This is a genomic window from Streptomyces sp. NPDC008125 (assembly GCF_042957125.1).
Lineage (GTDB): Bacteria > Actinomycetota > Actinomycetes > Streptomycetales > Streptomycetaceae > Streptomyces.
Map to the genome: position 1 here is coordinate 15,615 of NZ_JBIBHR010000038.1, position 17,473 is coordinate 33,087.

Consider the following 17,473-nt stretch of genomic DNA (forward strand, 5'->3'; position numbering starts at 1 on the left):
GTGCCCCGCCCTTCGCCTGCGAGCTTTCACATTTCGCGGTCGGCTCAAAAAGATCGGTGTTTCCGCCACCCCTGTGCAGGGAACACGGGTCGGAATGGGCCGCCCGCTGCATGCCTCCGGAATGTGCCTGATGACCGAGCGGCCCCAGCCTATCCGGTGCCGGACGCTTCCGCAGGCGTTATGGATCACTTCTGCGGGGCATTATCGATCGAGATGCGAGCGGGCCTGGCCGCGGGCCGCCACTGATGGAGGGACTCTTCGATGGGGGAGAAGGTCGTGGCGAACGCCTTTGACCTGTCCGACCGCCCGGCGTACCGGCGCAAGCTGGCCCGGTGTCTGGAAGGGCTGGAGAGGCTGCTGGAGGAGCGGAGGTTCGACCGTCCCCGAAATTTCATGGGGCTGGAGATCGAGCTGAATCTCGCCGCCTCGGACGGCACGCCCCGCATGATGAATGCCGAGGTGCTCCAGCGGATCGCCAGCAGGGATTTCCAGACGGAACTGGGGATGTTCAACCTTGAGGTGAATATCGTTCCGCACCGGCTGAGCGGCCGGGTTTTCGATCAGCTCGCGGAGGAGCTGCGTACGGGCCTTGCCTATGCCCACAGGAAGGCCGCCGAGGTCGACGCCGGCATTGTCATGATCGGAATTCTCCCCACCCTGGGACCGGACGACCTGGTCTTCGGCAACCTCTCGGACGTGGATCGCTACACCCTTCTCAACGACGAGATGGTCGCCGCGCGGGGCGAGGATTTCGCGATCGACATCGAGGGCGTCGAGCACCTCGTGTGCGCGTCTCCGTCGATCGCCCCCGAATCGGCTTGCACCTCCGTGCAGTTGCACCTCCAGGTGACTCCTGCCCGCTTCCCCGACGTGTGGAACGCGGCACAGGCGGTCGCCGGAGTGCAGATCGCGCTCGGCGCGAACGCGCCGTTCCTGTTCGGCAAGGAACTGATGCGCGAATCACGGCCGCCGCTGTTCCAGCAGGCCACTGACGTACGGCCGCCCGAGCTGCGGAACCAGGGAGTGCGCCCGCGGACCTGGTTCGGGGAGCGCTGGATCGGTTCGGCGCACGAACTGTTCGAGGAGAACGTCCGCTTCTTCCCACCGCTGCTGCCGATCCTCTCCGACGAGGACCCGCTGCGGGTCCTCGACGAAGGAGGCGTACCGACACTGGCCGAACTCGTCCTGCACAACGGGACGATCTACCGGTGGAACCGGCCCGTCTACGGAGTCGCGGACGGGGCGCCCCACCTGCGGGTGGAGAACCGGGTGCTGCCCGCCGGTCCGACCGTCGCCGACGTCCTCGCCAACGCCGCCTTCTACTACGGCCTGGTGCGCGCGCTCGCCGACGAACCCCGTCCGGTGTGGAGCAAGCTCTCCTTCGAGGCCGCCGAGGAGAACTTCGACAACGCCTGCCGGTACGGCATCGAGGCCGAACTGCTGTGGCCGCGCCCCGGCCGGTCCGGTGGGGTCGCGAAGGTCCCCGCCGTCAAGCTCGTACGGGACGAACTGCTGCCCCTCGCGGCCGCCGGGCTCGACGCGTGGAACATCGAGCCCGCCGACCGCGACCGATACCTCGGCATCATCGAGGAGCGGTGCCGTCGGCGGACCAACGGCGCCTCCTGGCAGGTCGACACCTACCACCGGGCGCAGGAGGCCGGGCTGGGCCGGGAAGCAGCTCTCGCCGCCACCACCCGCAGGTACGGCGAGCTGGCGCGCAGCGGCGAACCGGTGCACACCTGGCCGGTCGGCTTCCCCAAGCCGTGAGGGCGGGCGCGCACCGCTCCGGGAGGTCCACCGCCCCGTGCCCGGGCGGGGTCCGGGCCGGCCCCTCAGGGCACCGGAGGGTGTCCTTCGATCCGGCCTGACGACGCGTGACCGGCCGGCGCCGGTTCCGGCCCGCCCGCCGGCCGTGCGGGCCGGGGCGGACGCCCCGTACCGTGGCCGGGCGGGCAGCCGGAGCCGGTCTACTCGGGGATGCGGGCCTGACTGGCCGTCATGATGGCCTGCAGAATGACCGACTGGATCTCCGCGGGGTCGCTCACCTCGTAACCGCCCCCGCCCGTCACCTTCGCGATCTCCGCGACCTCCTCGCGGTCCGCGTCCGGCCCCACCGCGATGGCGAGGATCGGCACCGGGTGCTCCGGGTCCGTGAGTGTCCTGAGCTGCTGGACCAGGCCGGTGCGCGAGATGCCGTGGTCGTCCTGGTCGGAGCCGTCCGTCAGGATCACCAGGGCGTTGAACTTGCCCGGCACGTAGCTCGCCGTCGCAGCCCGGTACGCGGCGAGCGTGGTGTCGTAGAGCCCGGTGGCACCGTTCGGAACGGGCTCCAACTCGTCGAAGGCCGAAGCGAGTTCCTTCCGATGGCTGATGCCGCTCGCGGTCCGGTCGCCGAGCCGGCGCGTCGGGGTCAGCTCTCGGTAGTCCTTCTCGCCGTCGAGCGTGGTGGCGAACTCCCACAGGCCGATCTCGTCGTCGTCCGTGAACTGGCTCAGCGCCCGCAGCAGCGACTCCTTCGTCACCTCCATGCGCGACTCGCCGCTGCCCGGGACCGGGGTCGCCATCGAGCCCGACGCGTCGACCACCGTGGAGAGCCGGGCGCTCTGCACCGTGATGGTCCACATGCCGAGCACCTCCTGGAGCTCGGCGGCCGTGGGCGCGGTCGCGGGAGCCCCGGCGTACGGCTGCGGGTCCTCCCCGCCCGCCGCCCGGACGGTCCGCGCCTCCGCGTCGCCGTCCGGGGACCGGAAGCCGTGTGCGGGCAGGACGGCGCCGGGCCCGCCCGCACTGCTCTCGCGGAGCAGCGTCATCAGGCGCAGCGCGGTCCGGCTCTGCTCCACGCTCATCGCCGTCTCGTCCACCAGGGTGTACGGGTAGTTCAGCTGCGGAGCCCCGTCCTTCGGGTAGAAGAGGTCGACCTTCCCGCCCGCGCCGGCCTTCGCGTTGTGCGCGAAGGCGGCCTGCTCCGACAGGATCAGCGCCTGGTTCCGCTTCACGTCGTCCCGCTCGGCCGCCACATCGTCGTGCGCCAAGGTCCCGGCCGCCTGCGGATCGCTCTGCGACATCCGTTCCGAGAGGAGCTCCGCGGTCTGCGCGGCCCGGGTGTCGCTGTCGCCGCCCTGCTCCGCCGAGGCCGCCCCGATGGCCGCGAGCGCCAGCAGGCCGGTGGCGCTGCGGGCCGGATCGGCCGCCCCGAGCCGTACGGCACCACCCGACCCCAGGGCGGCGGCGACCAGTTCGGCCCAGCCGAGCCGCTTGTCCGGCCAGCCCAGCGCCTTCGCCGCGGACGGCACGACCGCGAACCCCACGGGGGAGGTGGCCACCGAATCGCCGGGCGTGAGCGGGATGCCGCCCCCGGCCCCCTTCGCGCGGTCCAGCCAGAGGTCCGAATCGGGCAGCCAGACCTGGTACGGGGCCTTGCCGCCGACCGCCACGGTGTTCGCGACCTTGTACGAGTCGGCGGCCACCACCCGGACGTCCATGCAGCGCCCGTCCGTACGCACCTCGTCCTTGCGCGCCCGGTCGGCGACGGCGCGTACGGCCGGGGCGATGTCGGGCGACGCGGCCACGGTGAGCCGCACCGCGTCGCTCCCGCACGGCTCGGAGAACGAGAGCAGGCCGCCGCGCGCGACCACCGCCGTTCCGGCCGCGACCGTGACGACGAGTGCGCCGGCGACGGCGACCGCGCGGCGGCGGGGCGGCGGCGACGGCGCCCCGGGTCTGTCCGCCGCGGAGCGGTCGGGCAAGCTGTGACGTCCCATGTCGGTGGTGCCCTCCTTGAGAATGAACAAGGAAAGGGGGGACCACACCATCGGTGATGGCGCTCGTCCCCCGGCCTGTCGCGCATGATCTTCGTACTTGCTTTCGAGACCCTAGCGGTGCGGCGGGTGGCGTGGGACGCGATTGCAGAACTAAAGGCGGTGTACCGGTGGAGGTGGGGCGTGTGGCTGATTCTTGTCCCCAGGAGTCGCTTTCCCGAAGGACTTTGCGGTCCGAGACAGTGCTGGTCCTTGCGCTGTCGCTGGGCGCGAGCGGGGTCTCCGCGCTCATCAGTTTTGTCGGGTCACTGACGAAACCGGGGGGTTTGAAGGATCAGGCGGCCACGCTCAACGGCTCGTACGCGCCAGGACGTCCATGGCTTGATTTGGCATGGCAAACGTTTGGGATCGCAACGGCCCTGGTGCCCGTCGCGCTGGTGGCGCACCTGCTGATCCGGGAGGGCGCGAGCCTGCGGACCATCGGCTTCGACCGCACCCGGCCCGGCCCCGACCTGCGGCGCGGCGTCGCGGTGGCGGCCTGCATCGGCAGCGCCGGGCTCGCCTTCTACCTCGTGGCACGGGCCACCGGCTTCAACCTCACGGTGGTGCCCGAGTCGCTCCCCGAGGTCTGGTGGAAGTTCCCCGTACTGATCCTCTCCGCGCTGCAGAACGCCGTGCTGGAGGAGGTCGTCGTCGTCGGCTACCTGCTGCGCAGGCTCGACCAGCTGGGGTGGACGCCCCGGGCCGCGTTGCTGGGCAGTTCGGTGCTGCGCGGCTCCTACCACCTCTACCAGGGGATCGGCGGGTTCCTCGGCAACATGGTGATGGGCGTCGTCTTCGTCCTGCTCTACCGGCGCTGGGGCCGGGTCGGCCCGCTGGTGGCCGCGCACGCGCTCCTCGACATCGGGGCCTTCGTCGGCTACGCGCTGCTCGCGGGGAAGGTGGACTGGCTGCCCACGCCGTGAGGTGCCGCGCTGCCTCGGGGCGTTGGTCGCGGGCGCAACGGGCGCAACGGGCGGATGCGGGCGATGCGGACGGGAGCGGTGGAGGCTCCGACGGCAGGGCTCCTGTGGGTGATGCCGCCGGGAGCCCCTCCGTGTCCGGGAAGGCGTGCCACCGGGCAGGGCTCACGCCGCCCGCTCAGAGCGCGGCGAGGAGTTCCCCGTCGATGACGGTCACCGCATGGCCGGTGAGCAGCGTGCGGTCCCCGCGCAGTTCGGTGCGGACCAGCCCGGTACGGGCGGATCCCTGGAGGCCGGTCAGCGCGTCACGGCCCAACCGGGCCGACCAGAACGGGGCGAGCGCGGTGTGCGCGCTGCCCGTCACCGGGTCCTCGTCGATGCCGACCCGGGGGAAGAAGCCCCGGGAGACGAAGTCGTACCCCAGCGTGGGGTCCTCAGCAGCGGCGGTGACGATCACTCCACGCCGCGAACACCGCACGAGGGCCGCGAGGTCGGGCGTCAGGCCGCGTACGGTCGCCTCGTCGTCGAGTTCGACCAGCAGATCACCGATGTGCTCGGCAGTGGCCAGGACCACGAGGGGCTCGGCGCCCAGCGCCCGGGCCAGACCTTCCGGCTCCGGCTCGGGCGTGAGGGAGGAAGTGGGGAAGTCCATCGTGTACGCGGAGCCGGGACGGGCAACGGTGGTGAGAACCCCGGACCGGGTGGCGAACCGTACGGTGCCCGTGGCCGTGCCCGTCGAATGCAGCACATGCGCGGTGGCGAGCGTGGCGTGCCCGCACATGTCGACCTCCGTCGTCGGGGTGAACCAGCGCAGCGCCCAGTCGGCGTCCCCGCCCGGTGGCAGGGGATGGGCGAAGGCCGTCTCCGAGAGGTTGACCTCCGTGGCGATCCGCTGGAGCGTGGCAGCTTCGGGGAATGTGCCGGAGTCCAGCAGGACGACACCGGCGGGATTGCCGGCGAAGGGCTGGTCGGTGAACGCGTCGACGATACGGATTCTCATGGGGCGACCGTAACGAGGACGGTCCTCCGGAGTTCTCCCGGCCCGCTCACCCCGCGCGTTCCGGCTCCTTGGCGCGCTCGGCCTGCGCGGCAGCCGCGGCGTCCAGCAGGAGCCAGCCGTCGATCTCCACCGGCCCCGGGTCCTCCGGCCGCCATCCGTGAGCCGTCGCCGCGTCGAGCAGCGCGCGGGCCGCGCCCGGCTCGTGCAGGTTCAGCGAGCTTCCCCGGATCCGCCCCACGTCCCCGGAGCCCAGGGGGGCTCCGCCCGGGACGTACCGGTCTGGCCCACTCGCGAAGACGATGCGCAGCGGTCCGCCGGTGCCGGACGGCTGCGGGGACAGAGTCAGGACCTGGCGGCAGTCGACCGGTCGGCCGTGCTCGTCCTTGCGGTGACTGTGGCGATGCTGCCAGAAGTATGTTCGCCCGTCGGCGACCAGGCGGCGGGGGCGTCCCGATGTGCGTGGCACGGGTCGGAGAATACGCGGCGCCGCCCGCCCTGCCGAGACGCGGACCGCACTCTGACCGTGCGGAGCCCGCCGCATTCGGCCCCGGGCCGACTTCTGCCGTACGGTTTCCGGCCCCCTTCAGGGCCGGGCGGCGGCGACCCCCCAACCGTCCATGTAGTCGCGGACGCGCGTGATCAGTCCGTCGCGGACGCGGAGCACCAGGAGGCCTGGGACGGTGAAGGGAGTGGCCCCGGCCGCCACTGTTCCCACCACCACGTGCTCGGCGATGAGCACGTCCGGATCGGCCGTCTCGTGGACCGCGATCCGCCTGACCTCCCGCACCCGGGCTTCGCCCGCGCCCCAGGCTGCCCGGTATCCGGCGCGCACGGCCGCACGCCCCTCGAAGCGCGGGGGGAAGCCGGGGGAGGTGAACGGGAACTCGTGCACCGCGTCGACGGCATAGAGATCGGCGAGATCGTCCGGGGACTTGTCGAGCATGGCTCGGTAGTAACGGGCCAGCACCTCGTGAGGGGTGCGAACAGCGGACGTCCCGAGGGGCGACACGGGCCGCTCCTTTCGCTCAACGCTTGTTGACCCACTCACCGTAGGGCCGGTCGGCAATTCGGTCAACGGTTGTAGAGTGAAGCGGTGTCCACTCCTTCCACTTCCCGTGCCGACCGACGCCGAGCGACCGAGGTGCGCATCCTCGTCAGCGCCCGGGAGTTGTTCGCCCAGAAGGGATTCGAGCGCACGACCATTCGCGCCGTGGCGGCCGCGGCAGGCGTCGATCCCGCCCTGGTCATGCAGTACTTCGGTTCAAAGCGCGGGCTGTTCGGCCAAGCCGTGCAGGCGTTGCCCGTCCCGCCGGCGGCCCCCTCCGACACCGGCGAGCTCGTCGACCAGTTGCTGGCCTCGCTCTGTCTCAAGCTCGGCGGCCTTCCCGAGGGCGCGCTGGCGATGATGCGGTCCATGCTCACCGACCAGGCGGCCGCCGAGCACGTCCGGGTCGCTCTCGGCAGGCAGATCGACAGTGTCGGTGCCGCTCTGCCCGCCGAGGATGCCGAACTGCGTGCGGCGCTGCTGGTCACCGCGTTGCTCGGCGTGACCGTCGGCCACCAGCTCCTCGGCCTGGCCCCGCTGCGTGAAGCCTCTGCGGAGCAGGTCGCCGCGTTGCTCCGCCCGGCCTTCCAGGCATTGGCCGGAGTACCGGAGCGCGCCGCGGCGACGGACTGGCGGAGCGACGGCGGTCCGGCCGCAGAAGGGTGACCGACAGGGGTGTCAGGACGTCCGGTCCGCAAGGGTGCCTGCGGTGCAAGGGCGCCTGTGGTGTCGGTGCTGGAGCAGCCTCGGTCCGGTGCGTGCCAGGTTGATCCGGTGCTCGCGGCAGGCTGCCTCGATCTCGCCGGACCTGATGGATTCTCCCGGCTCCGCGATGTGCTCGACGCAGTGGCGCCGGGCCCGATCGACGTTGTCGCGCAACGGCAGGGCCCGGTGCGGGCGAACGGACGTCTGCTCGTCCTTCCGGTCCGGGCCCTGTCCGGTGTTCCTCGATCACGTGGGCGGCGCAGCCCGGGTGAGCATCCGCGGTGCGGCTCTCCACCAAGGGCGGGCGTCGTGCGCGGGCAAGGGGCGCTGCCTTGGCCAGCGTTCGCGCAGGCGGCCGGCGAGGGCGGAGCCGAGGCCACCGACGGCGTGCGGACGGTCGTGGTCCCGGGTCATGCCGGCGACCACGTTCAGGCGGTGGACGAGCCGCTCGCGGGCGGAGACGTAGGCCCACGGGAAGTCGTTGGCGGGCACCCGCGCGAGCTGGTCGACCGCTCCTCGGTGGGCCCGCTCGACGAGCGCGTCGCCCTGGATCAGCCGGGCCACGCACGCGTCGGCGAGGTCCCCGGCATGTCCTCCTCGGTGAGGCCTCGCTCCCCGGTGAGGCCTCGCCAGGTGGTCCGGTCCGGACGTTCTCGACCTCCGCCAGCGGCGCCGCGGTGACCGGCATGGCGCGCCAGCAGGTGGGGAATCCCATGCGAGGACCCCACGTCGGTGGCCGTGGGGCCCGACCAGGCGGGTCGGGTGCCCGCGTCGGCCGGTCCGGTCAGGGCGTGCAGTCGGGCGAGCGACTCGGCGTACCCCGGCATCCAGTCGTCCGTCCGGCCGAGGTCGTCCAGGTACTCCGGGACCATCACCCGCGAGGACAGGTCCGTGGCGAGCACTGCGGGAGCCACGGTGGGCCGGGAGGCCCGTCCCGCCAGGCGCAGCCCGGCGACCTCCCGCGCGAAGCGCGTGTCCGCGTCGGCGCCGGTGTCTCCGCCGTCGGTGATCGGCTTGACGATCACCAGCCGCCGGTCGGTCAGTCGCACCCGCCACACCCTCGCGACCACCGCTCACACAGTGTGAGCGCCTCGCGAGGCCCCTTGTTCCCGCCCGCTCTCGTACCCACGGCCTCAGTTTTCGTCGGCCAGGATGAGGTAGAGCTTTTTCTTGGCGTCGTTGATGACAGCGAGCGCCTTGTTGCGCTGGTCGGCGGAGCCGGTCTTCCAGACCTGGCCGAACGCCTCCATGAGGCCGAACCCGGCCTGCCGGATCTCGTTCACGCTCTCCCAGTCGACGCCGCGCCCGGCGTCCTCCCACGGTGCGTCGGGACCGGACTCGGCCTCTGCGCTTCCGGCCTCGGTGAGCGTGAACAGCTTCTTGCCGCCCTCGCTCGCGCTGACGATCAGGCCCTCGTCCTCCAGCAGCTGGAGCGTCGGGTAGACCGAACCGGGGCTGGGCCGCCAGGCCCCACCGCTGCGCTCGCCGATCTCCTGGATCATCTCGTAGCCGTGCATCGGGCGGTCCTTGAGCAGCGCCAGGATCGAGGCGCGTACGTCGCCGCGCCGCGCCCGTCCCCGGCCGCCACCCCGTCCCCGGCCGCCACCGCCGAAGGGTCCCCCGCCGAACGGTCCTCCGCCGGGGCCGCCGCCGAAGGGGCCGCTGCCGAACTGCGGCCCGAAGGGACCGAAGGCGGAACGCCGGCCGTCGAAGTCTCCGCGGCCCGGCCGTCCGGGTCCGCCCTGTCCGCGGCCGCCTCGGCCGCGCTCGTTGTCGAATCCATGTGAACGCATGACGCGCTCCTTCCGTTACTCGGATGACCGGTACGTCTGTACCGATGGCTCAACGATATATCGGAAACTATCGCTCGGCAAGGATGTGTGTGAGTCGGCGTCCAGTGACCTGTCTCGGTGAAGGCTGATCACCTCCGAGCCGCATGACCCCGCCCGGAGCACTCGCGGTCAGGTCGCCGAACGGGACAGCCGCCGTGTGGGCCTTCGGCCGGCGGCTATGGCTCGCCGGCGGCCACGGCTCGCGGGTCGGGGCGAGGGCGTCCGTCCTCGCCCCGGCCGCGTCGGCCGAAGCCGCAGGTTCGAGTCGGTGGCGATCGCTCGGCGCTCACTGACACAGCCCGGCGTCCGTGACTCGTTCCGGGAATCGGTGGCCCGTCGGCGGCGAGGGGTGCGCGACGGAGCACTTCGGGGGAGGTGTGACAGGGGTGACCGGGCCGGTTGCGCCTGACATGATGTGCCGATGCAGGCGTCTCAGGGGAGAAGTGCCGGCCTGGGGCTCGCCCTGGCCTCGGCGTTCGCGTTCGGTGGCTCCGGGGTGGCGGCGAAACCGCTCATCGAGGCGGGCCTCGAACCGCTGCACATGGTGTGGCTCAGGGTCGCGGGCGCGGCGCTCGTGTTGTCCCCCGCCGCCTGGCGGCACCGGAATCTGCTGCGGGAACGGCCCGCGCTGCTGGCCGGCTTCGGGCTGTTCGCCGTCGCGGGCGTCCAGGCCTGTTACTTCGCCGCCCTCTCCCGTATCCCGGTGGGCGTGGCGCTGCTCGTCGAATACCTCGCGCCCGCCCTCGTGCTGGGCTGGGTCCGGTTTGTGCGGCGCCGGCCGGTCACCCGCGCCGCCGCTCTCGGGGTGCTGCTGGCAGCGGCCGGGCTCGCCTGCGTCGTCGAGATCTGGTCCGGGCTGCGCTTCGACCCCCTCGGCCTGCTGCTCGCGCTCGGTGCGGCCTGCTGCCAGGTCGGCTACTTCGTTCTGTCGGACCCGGGTGTGCCCGTCGCCGGCCCGGAAGGCGGCGGCGTGCGTCGCGAGCCGCCGCACCCGGTGGGGGTCATCGCGTACGGGTTGCTGGTCGGCACGGTGCTGCTCACGCTGGTCGCCCGCCCCTGGGGCATGGAGTGGTCGGTGCTCGGCTCCACCACCCGGATGAACGGCCACGGGGTTCCGGCCTGGCTCATGCTGGCCTGGGTCGTGCTGCTGGCGACGGTCCTCGCCTACCTGGCCGGCGTGGTCTCCGTACGGCTGCTCTCCCCGCAGGTCGCCGGAGTCGTCGCGTGCCTGGAGGCGGTGGTGGCAACCGTGCTCGCGTGGGTGCTGCTCGGCGAGCACCTGTCCGGACCTCAGCTGGTCGGCGGACTCGTCGTACTGGCCGGCGCCTACATCGCGCAGTCCTCGGCCCCGAAAGCCCCGTCGGGGCCGAGGGCGTCGGGGCCGGTCGGTCCCGGTGTGCGGGGCGCGGCGGCGGAGGGCGGCGACCCCATGCGTACCGGCGGCGGAGCGGCGTCCGCCTGACGGCTGTCGGGCCGCTCGCCGTCGACCGGGTCTGTCGTCCTGCGGCCGTCGGCCGTTCGTCCTCATCTGCCGCGCCCTCGTCACGCGGCTCGCCCGCCGTACCGAACGTGCGTCAATTACGGATTGACGGCCCCGGATCGTCAACCTACGCTTGACGCATGACGCCACTCAACATCAGCCTCGCCGACCTGATCGCCCGTCTCGACCAGGAACTCCCCGACCTCGACCCGCTGGCCCGCGTCAGTGAGGCGCACCTCCGCGCGCAGACCCTGACCGACCTCGGTGAGCAGCTCATCGACCACTACGTCGGCAAGGCCAAGCAGGGAGGCGCGTCGTGGACCGAGATCGGTACCGCCATCGGGGTGACCAAGCAGGCCGCGCAGCAGCGCCACACCCCCAACCCGTTCGATCGGTACACGAATCTGAACCGGCACAGCATCGTGCTGGCACAGGAGGCCGCCCGGACGCACAGGCACGAGTCCATCGGAACCGAACACATCCTCCTCGGGCTGCTCGGTGAGCCGCGGGGGCTGGCCCATGAGGTGCTGACGGCGAAAGCCGGGTCGGAGCAGCGTGTCCGCGAGGCGGTCGACGCGGTGATCCAGCCGGTCGGGCGGAAGGCGCAGCGGGGGCACATCGCCTTCCGCCCGGAGGGCAAGGAGGCCATCGAGCAGGCGATCCGCGCGTCGGCCGAGCTCGGCAACGACTGGGTCGGTACGGAGCACACGCTGCTGGGACTGATCCGCGTCGAGGGGAGCCCGGCCGCACGGATCCTGCACGACCTCGGCTTCACGCCGGACGAGCTGTACGAGACGGTGAAGACCGGGATCGCCCGGCGGTCCGCCGCGCGCGAGGAGTAGCGGCGGACGGGCGGTGCCGCCGGTGGTGTTGTCGCTCGCGGTGGGGCGTACGCGCAAAGTCGTGCCGGGGTCCGGCTTCGCGCGTACCGCTCCGCGTACGGATCAGTGCGCTGCGAGGTACTCCGGGAGGGGGATCGACGGATCGAGGTCGCCGGACGGGATCGGTTCGCCGTACGTCCGGGCGACCGGCACCACACCCGCCCAGTACGGCAGCGCGAGGTCCTCGGGGGCGTCGTTGGGCCCGCCGGTGCGGAGCTTCGCGGAGACCTCCTCCAGGTCGAGCCGGATCACCGCGGTGGCGGCGAGCTCCTTGGCGTCGGCCGGCCGAGAGTCCTGGGACCGGCCCGCGACGACCTGGTCCACGATCGCGTCGAGCGCCATCCGCCGCTCGTCGGGGTCGGTCACGGTGTGGGCGATGCCGTGCGCCACCACCGAGCGGTAGTTGATCGAGTGGTGGAAGGCGGAGCGCGCCAGGACCAGCCCGTCGACCTGGGTGACGGTCAGGCAGACCGGCAGGCCGGGGTCCGCGGCGTTCGCCATCCGCAGCGGCCGGGAGCCGGTCGAGCCGTGGATGTACAGACGCCGGCCGACCCGGGCGTACAGCGTCGGCAGTACCACCGGGGCGCCGTCGCGGACGAAACCGAGGTGGCAGAGGTACGAGCCGTCGAGTATCGGGTGCACGACCTCGGGGTCGTAGGAGGCGCGCTCCTTGGACCGGGTGGGAATGGTGCGCCCGGTCGCCGCGTAGGGGGCGTGGTCCTCGGCCCGGGCGGCCTCGGCGGCCTGGGGGTCGACGGGCGCGACGGTCTCCGACATTGCGTCCTCCATTGCACTAGTGCATAATGCTGTTTGTGCTAGGAGAGTACATGATCACGGGCGGGCGTGCGGCGGACATTGCCGCGAGCGTGGAACAGGGGGTGGGCTCGGGCGAGCTTGCGCCCGGACAACTTCTGCCCCCTATGCGGGAGTTGGCGGCACGGCTGGAGGTCAATCCCAATACGGTCGCCGCCGCCTACCGCACCCTGCGCGAACGAGGAGTCATCGAGACGGACGGACGCCGGGGTAGCCGGGTGCGCTCGCGTCCCGCCACCACGGCGCGCGGCTCGCTGCGCATCGAGGCGCCCCCGGGGGTGCGCGACGTGGGCAAGGGGAACCCGGACCCCGCACTGCTGCCCCGACTGACCGACGCCTTCGCGGAGGCGGCCCGGATGTACGGTGAAAGCCCGGGGATGTACGGCGAGTTGCCCGTACTGCCCGAGTTCGGCGACCTCGCCCGCGCGGCTTTCGCCGCCGACGGTGTCCCCGAGGGCCGGATCGTCGTCACCTCCGGTTCGCTGGACGCGATCGAGCGGGTCCTGGCGGCCCATCTCAGGACCGGTGACGCGGTCGGCCTCGAAGACCCGGGCTGGGGAAGCCTGTTGGACCTGGTTCCCGCGATCGGACTGCGCGCCGTACCGGTCGAGGTCGACGAGGACGGACCCGTACCCGCCGCCGTGGAGCGGGCCCTGCGCGCGGGCGTCCGCGCCCTCGTCGTCACCGCCCGCGCACAGAACCCGACCGGCGCCGCGATCGGCGAACGGCGGGCGCGGGAGCTGCGCGACCTGCTCGCCGACCACCCCGACGTCCTGCTCCTGGAGGACGACCACGGACACGCCTTCGTCGACGTACCGCTCCACCCCTTGGCCGGAACGACCCGCCACTGGGCGGTCGTCCGGTCGGTGGCCAAGGCGTACGGGCCCGACCTGCGGGTCGCGGCGCTCACCGGCGACCCGATCACCACGGACCGGGTCGCTGGGCGGCAGAGGCTGGGACCCGGGTGGGTGAGCAAACTGCTCCAGCGTGCCGTGGTCCATCTCTGGAGCACGGGCGCCGTCGACACGCCTGCGGTCGCCCGGTCGTACGGGGAACGTCGTTCGGCGCTCGTCACGGCGCTCGCCGAACGGGGCGTCGTCGCGTACGGCCGCAGCGGGATGAACGTCTGGGTGCCGGTCAGCGACGAGACCGGTGCCGTGACCCGGCTGCTGCACGCCGGATGGGCGGTGGCGCCCGGTGCGAGGTTCCGGATGGACGCTCCCCAGGGGGTGCGCATCACCGTGTCCCCGTTGACCCCGGCCGACGCCGGCCCGCTCGCCGACGCGGTCGCGGCGGCGGCCGGCCCCGCCCGGCCGATCAGCTACGGCTGAGCGGTCCGACGGGACCGGACCCGCGGTCCGGCGGCGGTCAGCCCAGGCCCGCCAGCTTGCGGAAGTCCCAGGACACCACGGTCTCCGGGGTGAGCCGCAGCCAGGCGTGCCGGCCGTCGTGCGGCATGGCGTCGAACCCGAAGTACTTCACCGGGAACAGGCGCTCCACGTCGACGAGTTCGGGGCAGGGCTCGCCCGTGCGCGGCACTTCGCCCACCAGGACGGCCTCACCCCGCAGCTCGACGCCGCGCAACTCCCCGTACTCGTCGCCGTCGTCGACGACCACCGCCGTCCGGGGGTTCTTGCGCAGGTGTGTCCAACGCAGGCTGCGGGTCAGCGAGTGGAGCCAGATCGAGGTGCCGTCCCACACGAACCACAGTGCCCCGACGTGCGGTTGGCCGTCCGCGCCGACGGTGGCCACTCGGCAGGTGCGCTGCGCTCTCAGATAGGCGTCGCGTTCCTGCTCGGTCATCATGATCCGGCGGCCTCGTCGTTGAGCGGCGGCCATGGGGCACCCTCACCTTCCCGTCGTTCCTGGGATCGTCCGATCCCAGGATCATCGGGTCCCCGGCGCCCCCCGCGCAATGCCGGGGACCGGCCCTTCCAGGAGATCCTCTCGGCTTTGTCGCCCCTTCCCGGGCTCTTCCCTGCCTCTTCCCGGGCTCTTTTCAGGCCAGTGTGATCGATCCGTCCGCGACCGTGATGCGCTTCGAGGGCAGGGCGACGGTCGCCGGACCACCGGTCGGCTCGCCCGTCGCCGGATCGAAGGTGGACTGGTGGCACGGGCAGGTGATCGCGCCGTCGGTCACCCCGCTCACCGCGCAGCCCTGGTGGGTACAGGTGGCGGAAAAGGCCTTGAACTGTCCGGCGGTCGGCTGGGTCACCACGACACCCTGCTCCGCGAACACCTTGCCGCCGCCCTCCGGGACGTCACCGGTGCTGCCGAGGACCGTGCCGCTCTTCGCGCCTGAGCCGTCGGAGCTGCCGGAGTCGTCCGCCCCGTCCGAGGTGCCGGACGCTCCGCACGCGCTGAGGGCCGCCACCGCCCCGGCCGCGCCCACCGCGACCACCACGGCACGTCTTCCCGGCCGGATCCCTTGACCCCGCGATCCGCGTTCCGGCGTTCCGGGTTCCCGGGGCGCGCGTTCCCGCAGTGCCTGCGTCTGCGGTGGCTGCTCCTGCGGTGCGTGTTCCTGTGTCGTGCTCATGCTGGGGAATCCCTTCGCCGTATGCGGGGCTGGACCACGGGAACGTACCGGCCCGCAACCACGTTCCTGCGCGGCCGGCACTCACAGGTTGGGCCCGCCCGCCCGCGCCCGTACCGGCCGCGCTCCGCGCCCGTATCCCCGCACTCCGCACCGATGCGCCACGCCGGCCCACGAGTCGCCCGGGCGCCCTGCCGGGGCGACGATGGAACGGACACCCGGGGGCCTTCGTGGGACGGGAGAGACCGTGGCGCGCACCGATGTGCTGATCGTGGGCGCGGGGCCGGTCGGGCTGACCGCCGCACTGGAGCTGCGCCGTCGAGGCGTCGCATGCCGGGTGATCGACAGGCTGCAGGCCCCGGTACCCCATGCGAAGGCGGTGGGAATCCAGCCGAGGACCTTCGAGCTGTGGGACCGCGCGGGAGTGATCGACGACGCCCTGGCCGCCGCCGTCCCGATGCGCGGCCAGCTCGCCTACGTCAACGGCGTGGAGCGGGGCCGTATCGACCTGGAACTGCCGCCGGACGTGCCGTACACGTTCGCCGCGCTGCCCCAGTACGAGACCGAGCGGATCCTCACCGAGCACCTGGAACGGCACGGCACCCACGTCGAGCGCGGCACCGAACTGGTCACCTTCGTCCAGGACGGCGGAGGTGTGTGGAGCACCGTTCTGACGGCGTCCGGCGCGACTCGGGACATCAGGTCCCGCTACCTCGTCGGGTGCGACGGGGCCCACAGCGCGGTCCGCAAAGGGCTCGGGCTCACCTTCGAGGGCGGCGCGCTCGCCGAGGAGTACATGCTGGCGGACGTGGAGACCGACTGGAAACTGCCCCCGGGGTACAGCGTCCGCTCGACACACCTCGGCGACGACGGCATTCCGGACGACCTGCTCGTCTGCATCCCGCTGCCGGGCCGCTCGCGCTATCGGATGTCGATGCTGGTGCCGCCCGGCCTCTCCACCGCGGCCGGCCCGCCGGGCCGGGTCGCCCACGGGGCGCAGGAGGGGCCACGACCCGAACTGGCCGACATCCAGGCAGTCGTGAACCGGCTCGCGCCCGAACCCGCCGTCGTCTCGGAGATGCGCTGGTCGTCCGTGTTCCGCATCAGCCATCGCATCGTGGACCGTTACGGCGAGGGCCGGGTGTTCGTCGCCGGCGACGCCGCGCACATCCACCCGCCGACCGGCGCCCAGGGCATGAACACCGGCATCCAGGACGCGGCCAACCTTGCCTGGAAACTGGCCCTGGCGACTGCGGGCCTCAACGCTCCTACGCTGCTGGAGAGTTACGACGCCGAGCGCAGGCCGGTGGGGGAGGAGGTCGTCGGCCGCACGGTTCGGCACGCCACTGGCGGCGGCGTACAGGCTGGTTCGGACGACCCGGCCCACGTCATGCTGCGCGAGGCTCAACTCCTCGTCGGATACCGGGACGGCCCGCTCACCGGAGCGCTCTCCGGGGTGAGCGGGGCCCCCGATTCCGGCGACCGCGCACCGGACTGCGGAGGGCTCGTCGGCCCCCTCGCGACATACCCGGTACGGCTGTTCGACCTGTTGCGGCGCGGTCCTGACCACACCCTGGTGCTGTACGGGCCCGACATTGCAGCGCTTGACCGGTTCGGCGGAGCCGTCGCCGAGGTCTCCCGGCGTACGCACGGCCGGGTGCCCGTCGTCGCGGTACTCGGCTCCGGCGGGCGGCTGGACGGGAACACCAGGGTCCCCGTGTGGAACGACAGCCGGGCGGAGTTCCGCCGCATGTACCGCACCGAAGGACCCACCGGCTTCCTGGTCCGCCCGGACGGGTACCTCTCCCTGCGCCTCGGTCCGGACACCGTAACGGAGTTGTCCACCTACCTCTCCCGGGTGCTGCGCACGTGAGCCCGGGGCGGGGACGCGGCGGGCGCTCTCCCCGGTTCTGCCGCAATCACTCGACGCCCCGGTGGGGGCGGGCGGCCGGGCAGGCAGCCGGGTGAACCCGGCCGGGGCAGCCTTCAGCGACGGAGCGCCCCGGCGCCCGCGTGGCGTGCACTGCCTCCCAAACCCTTTTCGGGCCGCATGAGTTGGTTGTACTTGGCGGTGCGGTCGGAGCGGGACAGCGGCCCCGTCTTGATCCGCCCGCAGTCCGTGGCCACCGCCAGGTCGGCGATCGTGGTGTCCTCCGTCTCGCCCGACCGGTGCGACATGACGACGACGCAGCCCGCACGGTGCGCGGTGTCGACCCTGGCAAGCGTCTCCGTCAGGGCGCCGATCCGATTGACCGTCACCAGATCCGAGTGGGCGGCGCCTGCGGCGATGCCCTCGCGCAGGAAGGCCCCCCGATGCTCCGGACACGCCGAAGGCCCGGCCGGGGAGCTCCCGGACGGGCCTTCGGCTAGGGCGTGTCTGACAATTCGCGTCGGGTCGGCGGGCGGTGTCCGGTGCGGTGCATCGCAAGGCGGAGGACCGCCCGAGTACTGGATGTACTCG

At 72.4% G+C, this 17,473-nt stretch carries 17 protein-coding genes and 1 pseudogene; 7 read left to right on the forward strand and 11 right to left on the reverse strand.

Going from position 1 to position 17,473, the window contains the following annotated elements; genetic code table 11:
- Positions 1-261: 261 nt before the first annotated feature.
- Positions 262-1,767, forward strand: coding sequence for a glutamate--cysteine ligase (locus tag ACFZAX_RS34475; RefSeq protein ID WP_390966785.1), 1,506 nt, complete (start codon positions 262-264; stop codon positions 1,765-1,767).
- Positions 1,768-1,967: 200 nt separating this feature from the next.
- On the opposite strand, the gene ACFZAX_RS34480 is transcribed toward ACFZAX_RS34475, so the two are convergent.
- A complete protein-coding gene (locus ACFZAX_RS34480) occupies positions 1,968-3,761 on the reverse strand; it encodes a VWA domain-containing protein (protein ID WP_390966786.1) in 1,794 nt (597 codons plus the stop codon).
- A 182-nt stretch (positions 3,762-3,943) separates the two neighbouring features.
- On the opposite strand from ACFZAX_RS34480, the gene ACFZAX_RS34485 reads away from it, so the two are divergent.
- Positions 3,944-4,723: a type II CAAX prenyl endopeptidase Rce1 family protein gene (locus ACFZAX_RS34485; RefSeq protein ID WP_390966787.1), complete on the forward strand. Its 780-nt coding sequence runs from the start codon at positions 3,944-3,946 to the stop codon at positions 4,721-4,723.
- Positions 4,724-4,898: 175 nt separating this feature from the next.
- On the opposite strand, the gene ACFZAX_RS34490 is transcribed toward ACFZAX_RS34485, so the two are convergent.
- From ACFZAX_RS34490 to ACFZAX_RS34500, 3 genes are all read right to left on the reverse strand, one after another.
- Positions 4,899-5,720: a PhzF family phenazine biosynthesis isomerase gene (locus ACFZAX_RS34490; protein ID WP_390966789.1), complete on the reverse strand. Its 822-nt coding sequence runs from the start codon at positions 5,718-5,720 to the stop codon at positions 4,899-4,901.
- A gap of 46 nt (positions 5,721-5,766) precedes the next feature.
- Positions 5,767-6,186 carry a hypothetical protein gene (locus ACFZAX_RS34495; protein WP_390966790.1) on the reverse strand — a complete coding sequence of 140 codons (420 nt, stop codon included), beginning with the start codon at positions 6,184-6,186 and terminating at the stop codon, positions 5,767-5,769.
- A gap of 117 nt (positions 6,187-6,303) precedes the next feature.
- The gene (locus ACFZAX_RS34500; RefSeq protein ID WP_390966791.1) at positions 6,304-6,729 is read right to left on the reverse strand and encodes a nuclear transport factor 2 family protein; all 426 of its coding nucleotides are present in this window, start codon (positions 6,727-6,729) and stop codon (positions 6,304-6,306) included.
- Positions 6,730-6,813: 84 nt separating this feature from the next.
- Between ACFZAX_RS34500 and ACFZAX_RS34505 the strand changes: the two genes are divergently transcribed.
- A complete protein-coding gene (locus tag ACFZAX_RS34505) occupies positions 6,814-7,431 on the forward strand; it encodes a TetR family transcriptional regulator (RefSeq protein WP_390966792.1) in 618 nt (205 codons plus the stop codon).
- Positions 7,432-7,716: 285 nt separating this feature from the next.
- Here ACFZAX_RS34505 and ACFZAX_RS34510 read toward each other — a convergent pair whose 3' ends face one another.
- The 3 genes from ACFZAX_RS34510 to ACFZAX_RS34520 form a co-directional block, all read right to left on the reverse strand.
- The gene (locus ACFZAX_RS34510) at positions 7,717-8,034 is read right to left on the reverse strand and encodes a hypothetical protein (protein WP_390966793.1); all 318 of its coding nucleotides are present in this window, start codon (positions 8,032-8,034) and stop codon (positions 7,717-7,719) included.
- On the reverse strand, positions 8,022-8,519 hold the full coding sequence (locus tag ACFZAX_RS34515; protein ID WP_390966795.1) for a hypothetical protein: 498 nt from the start codon (positions 8,517-8,519) through the stop codon (positions 8,022-8,024). The genes ACFZAX_RS34510 and ACFZAX_RS34515 overlap by 13 nt, the downstream gene beginning before the upstream one ends.
- Before the next feature lie 84 nt (positions 8,520-8,603).
- Positions 8,604-9,263: a helix-turn-helix transcriptional regulator gene (locus ACFZAX_RS34520; protein WP_390966797.1), complete on the reverse strand. Its 660-nt coding sequence runs from the start codon at positions 9,261-9,263 to the stop codon at positions 8,604-8,606.
- Between the two features lie 460 nt (positions 9,264-9,723).
- On the opposite strand from ACFZAX_RS34520, the gene ACFZAX_RS34525 reads away from it, so the two are divergent.
- Positions 9,724-10,764 carry an EamA family transporter gene (locus ACFZAX_RS34525; protein WP_390966799.1) on the forward strand — a complete coding sequence of 347 codons (1,041 nt, stop codon included), beginning with the start codon at positions 9,724-9,726 and terminating at the stop codon, positions 10,762-10,764.
- A 158-nt stretch (positions 10,765-10,922) separates the two neighbouring features.
- Positions 10,923-11,624: a Clp protease N-terminal domain-containing protein gene (locus ACFZAX_RS34530; protein ID WP_390966801.1), complete on the forward strand. Its 702-nt coding sequence runs from the start codon at positions 10,923-10,925 to the stop codon at positions 11,622-11,624.
- A gap of 102 nt (positions 11,625-11,726) precedes the next feature.
- Here the strand turns inward: ACFZAX_RS34530 and ACFZAX_RS34535 are convergent, their stop codons facing one another.
- Positions 11,727-12,440: a pyridoxamine 5'-phosphate oxidase family protein gene (locus ACFZAX_RS34535; protein ID WP_390966802.1), complete on the reverse strand. Its 714-nt coding sequence runs from the start codon at positions 12,438-12,440 to the stop codon at positions 11,727-11,729.
- 35 nt (positions 12,441-12,475) lie between these two features.
- Between ACFZAX_RS34535 and ACFZAX_RS34540 the strand changes: the two genes are divergently transcribed.
- Complete coding sequence (locus tag ACFZAX_RS34540) at positions 12,476-13,807, forward strand: aminotransferase class I/II-fold pyridoxal phosphate-dependent enzyme (protein WP_390966804.1); 1,332 nt, start codon at positions 12,476-12,478, stop codon at positions 13,805-13,807.
- 37 nt (positions 13,808-13,844) lie between these two features.
- On the opposite strand, the gene ACFZAX_RS34545 is transcribed toward ACFZAX_RS34540, so the two are convergent.
- Together ACFZAX_RS34545 and ACFZAX_RS34550 are read right to left on the reverse strand one after the other, a co-directional pair.
- On the reverse strand, positions 13,845-14,315 hold the full coding sequence (locus ACFZAX_RS34545) for a pyridoxamine 5'-phosphate oxidase family protein (RefSeq protein WP_390966806.1): 471 nt from the start codon (positions 14,313-14,315) through the stop codon (positions 13,845-13,847).
- Between the two features lie 160 nt (positions 14,316-14,475).
- Positions 14,476-15,015 carry a Rieske 2Fe-2S domain-containing protein gene (locus ACFZAX_RS34550; protein WP_390966808.1) on the reverse strand — a complete coding sequence of 180 codons (540 nt, stop codon included), beginning with the start codon at positions 15,013-15,015 and terminating at the stop codon, positions 14,476-14,478.
- A 202-nt stretch (positions 15,016-15,217) separates the two neighbouring features.
- Between ACFZAX_RS34550 and ACFZAX_RS34555 the strand changes: the two genes are divergently transcribed.
- The gene (locus ACFZAX_RS34555; RefSeq protein ID WP_390966810.1) at positions 15,218-16,885 is read left to right on the forward strand and encodes an FAD-dependent monooxygenase; all 1,668 of its coding nucleotides are present in this window, start codon (positions 15,218-15,220) and stop codon (positions 16,883-16,885) included.
- A gap of 113 nt (positions 16,886-16,998) precedes the next feature.
- On the opposite strand, the pseudogene eno reads toward ACFZAX_RS34555, so the two are convergent.
- Positions 16,999-17,313: pseudogene (gene eno, locus ACFZAX_RS34560) on the reverse strand (phosphopyruvate hydratase); the annotation flags it as partial.
- Between the last annotated feature and the right edge of the window lie 160 nt (positions 17,314-17,473).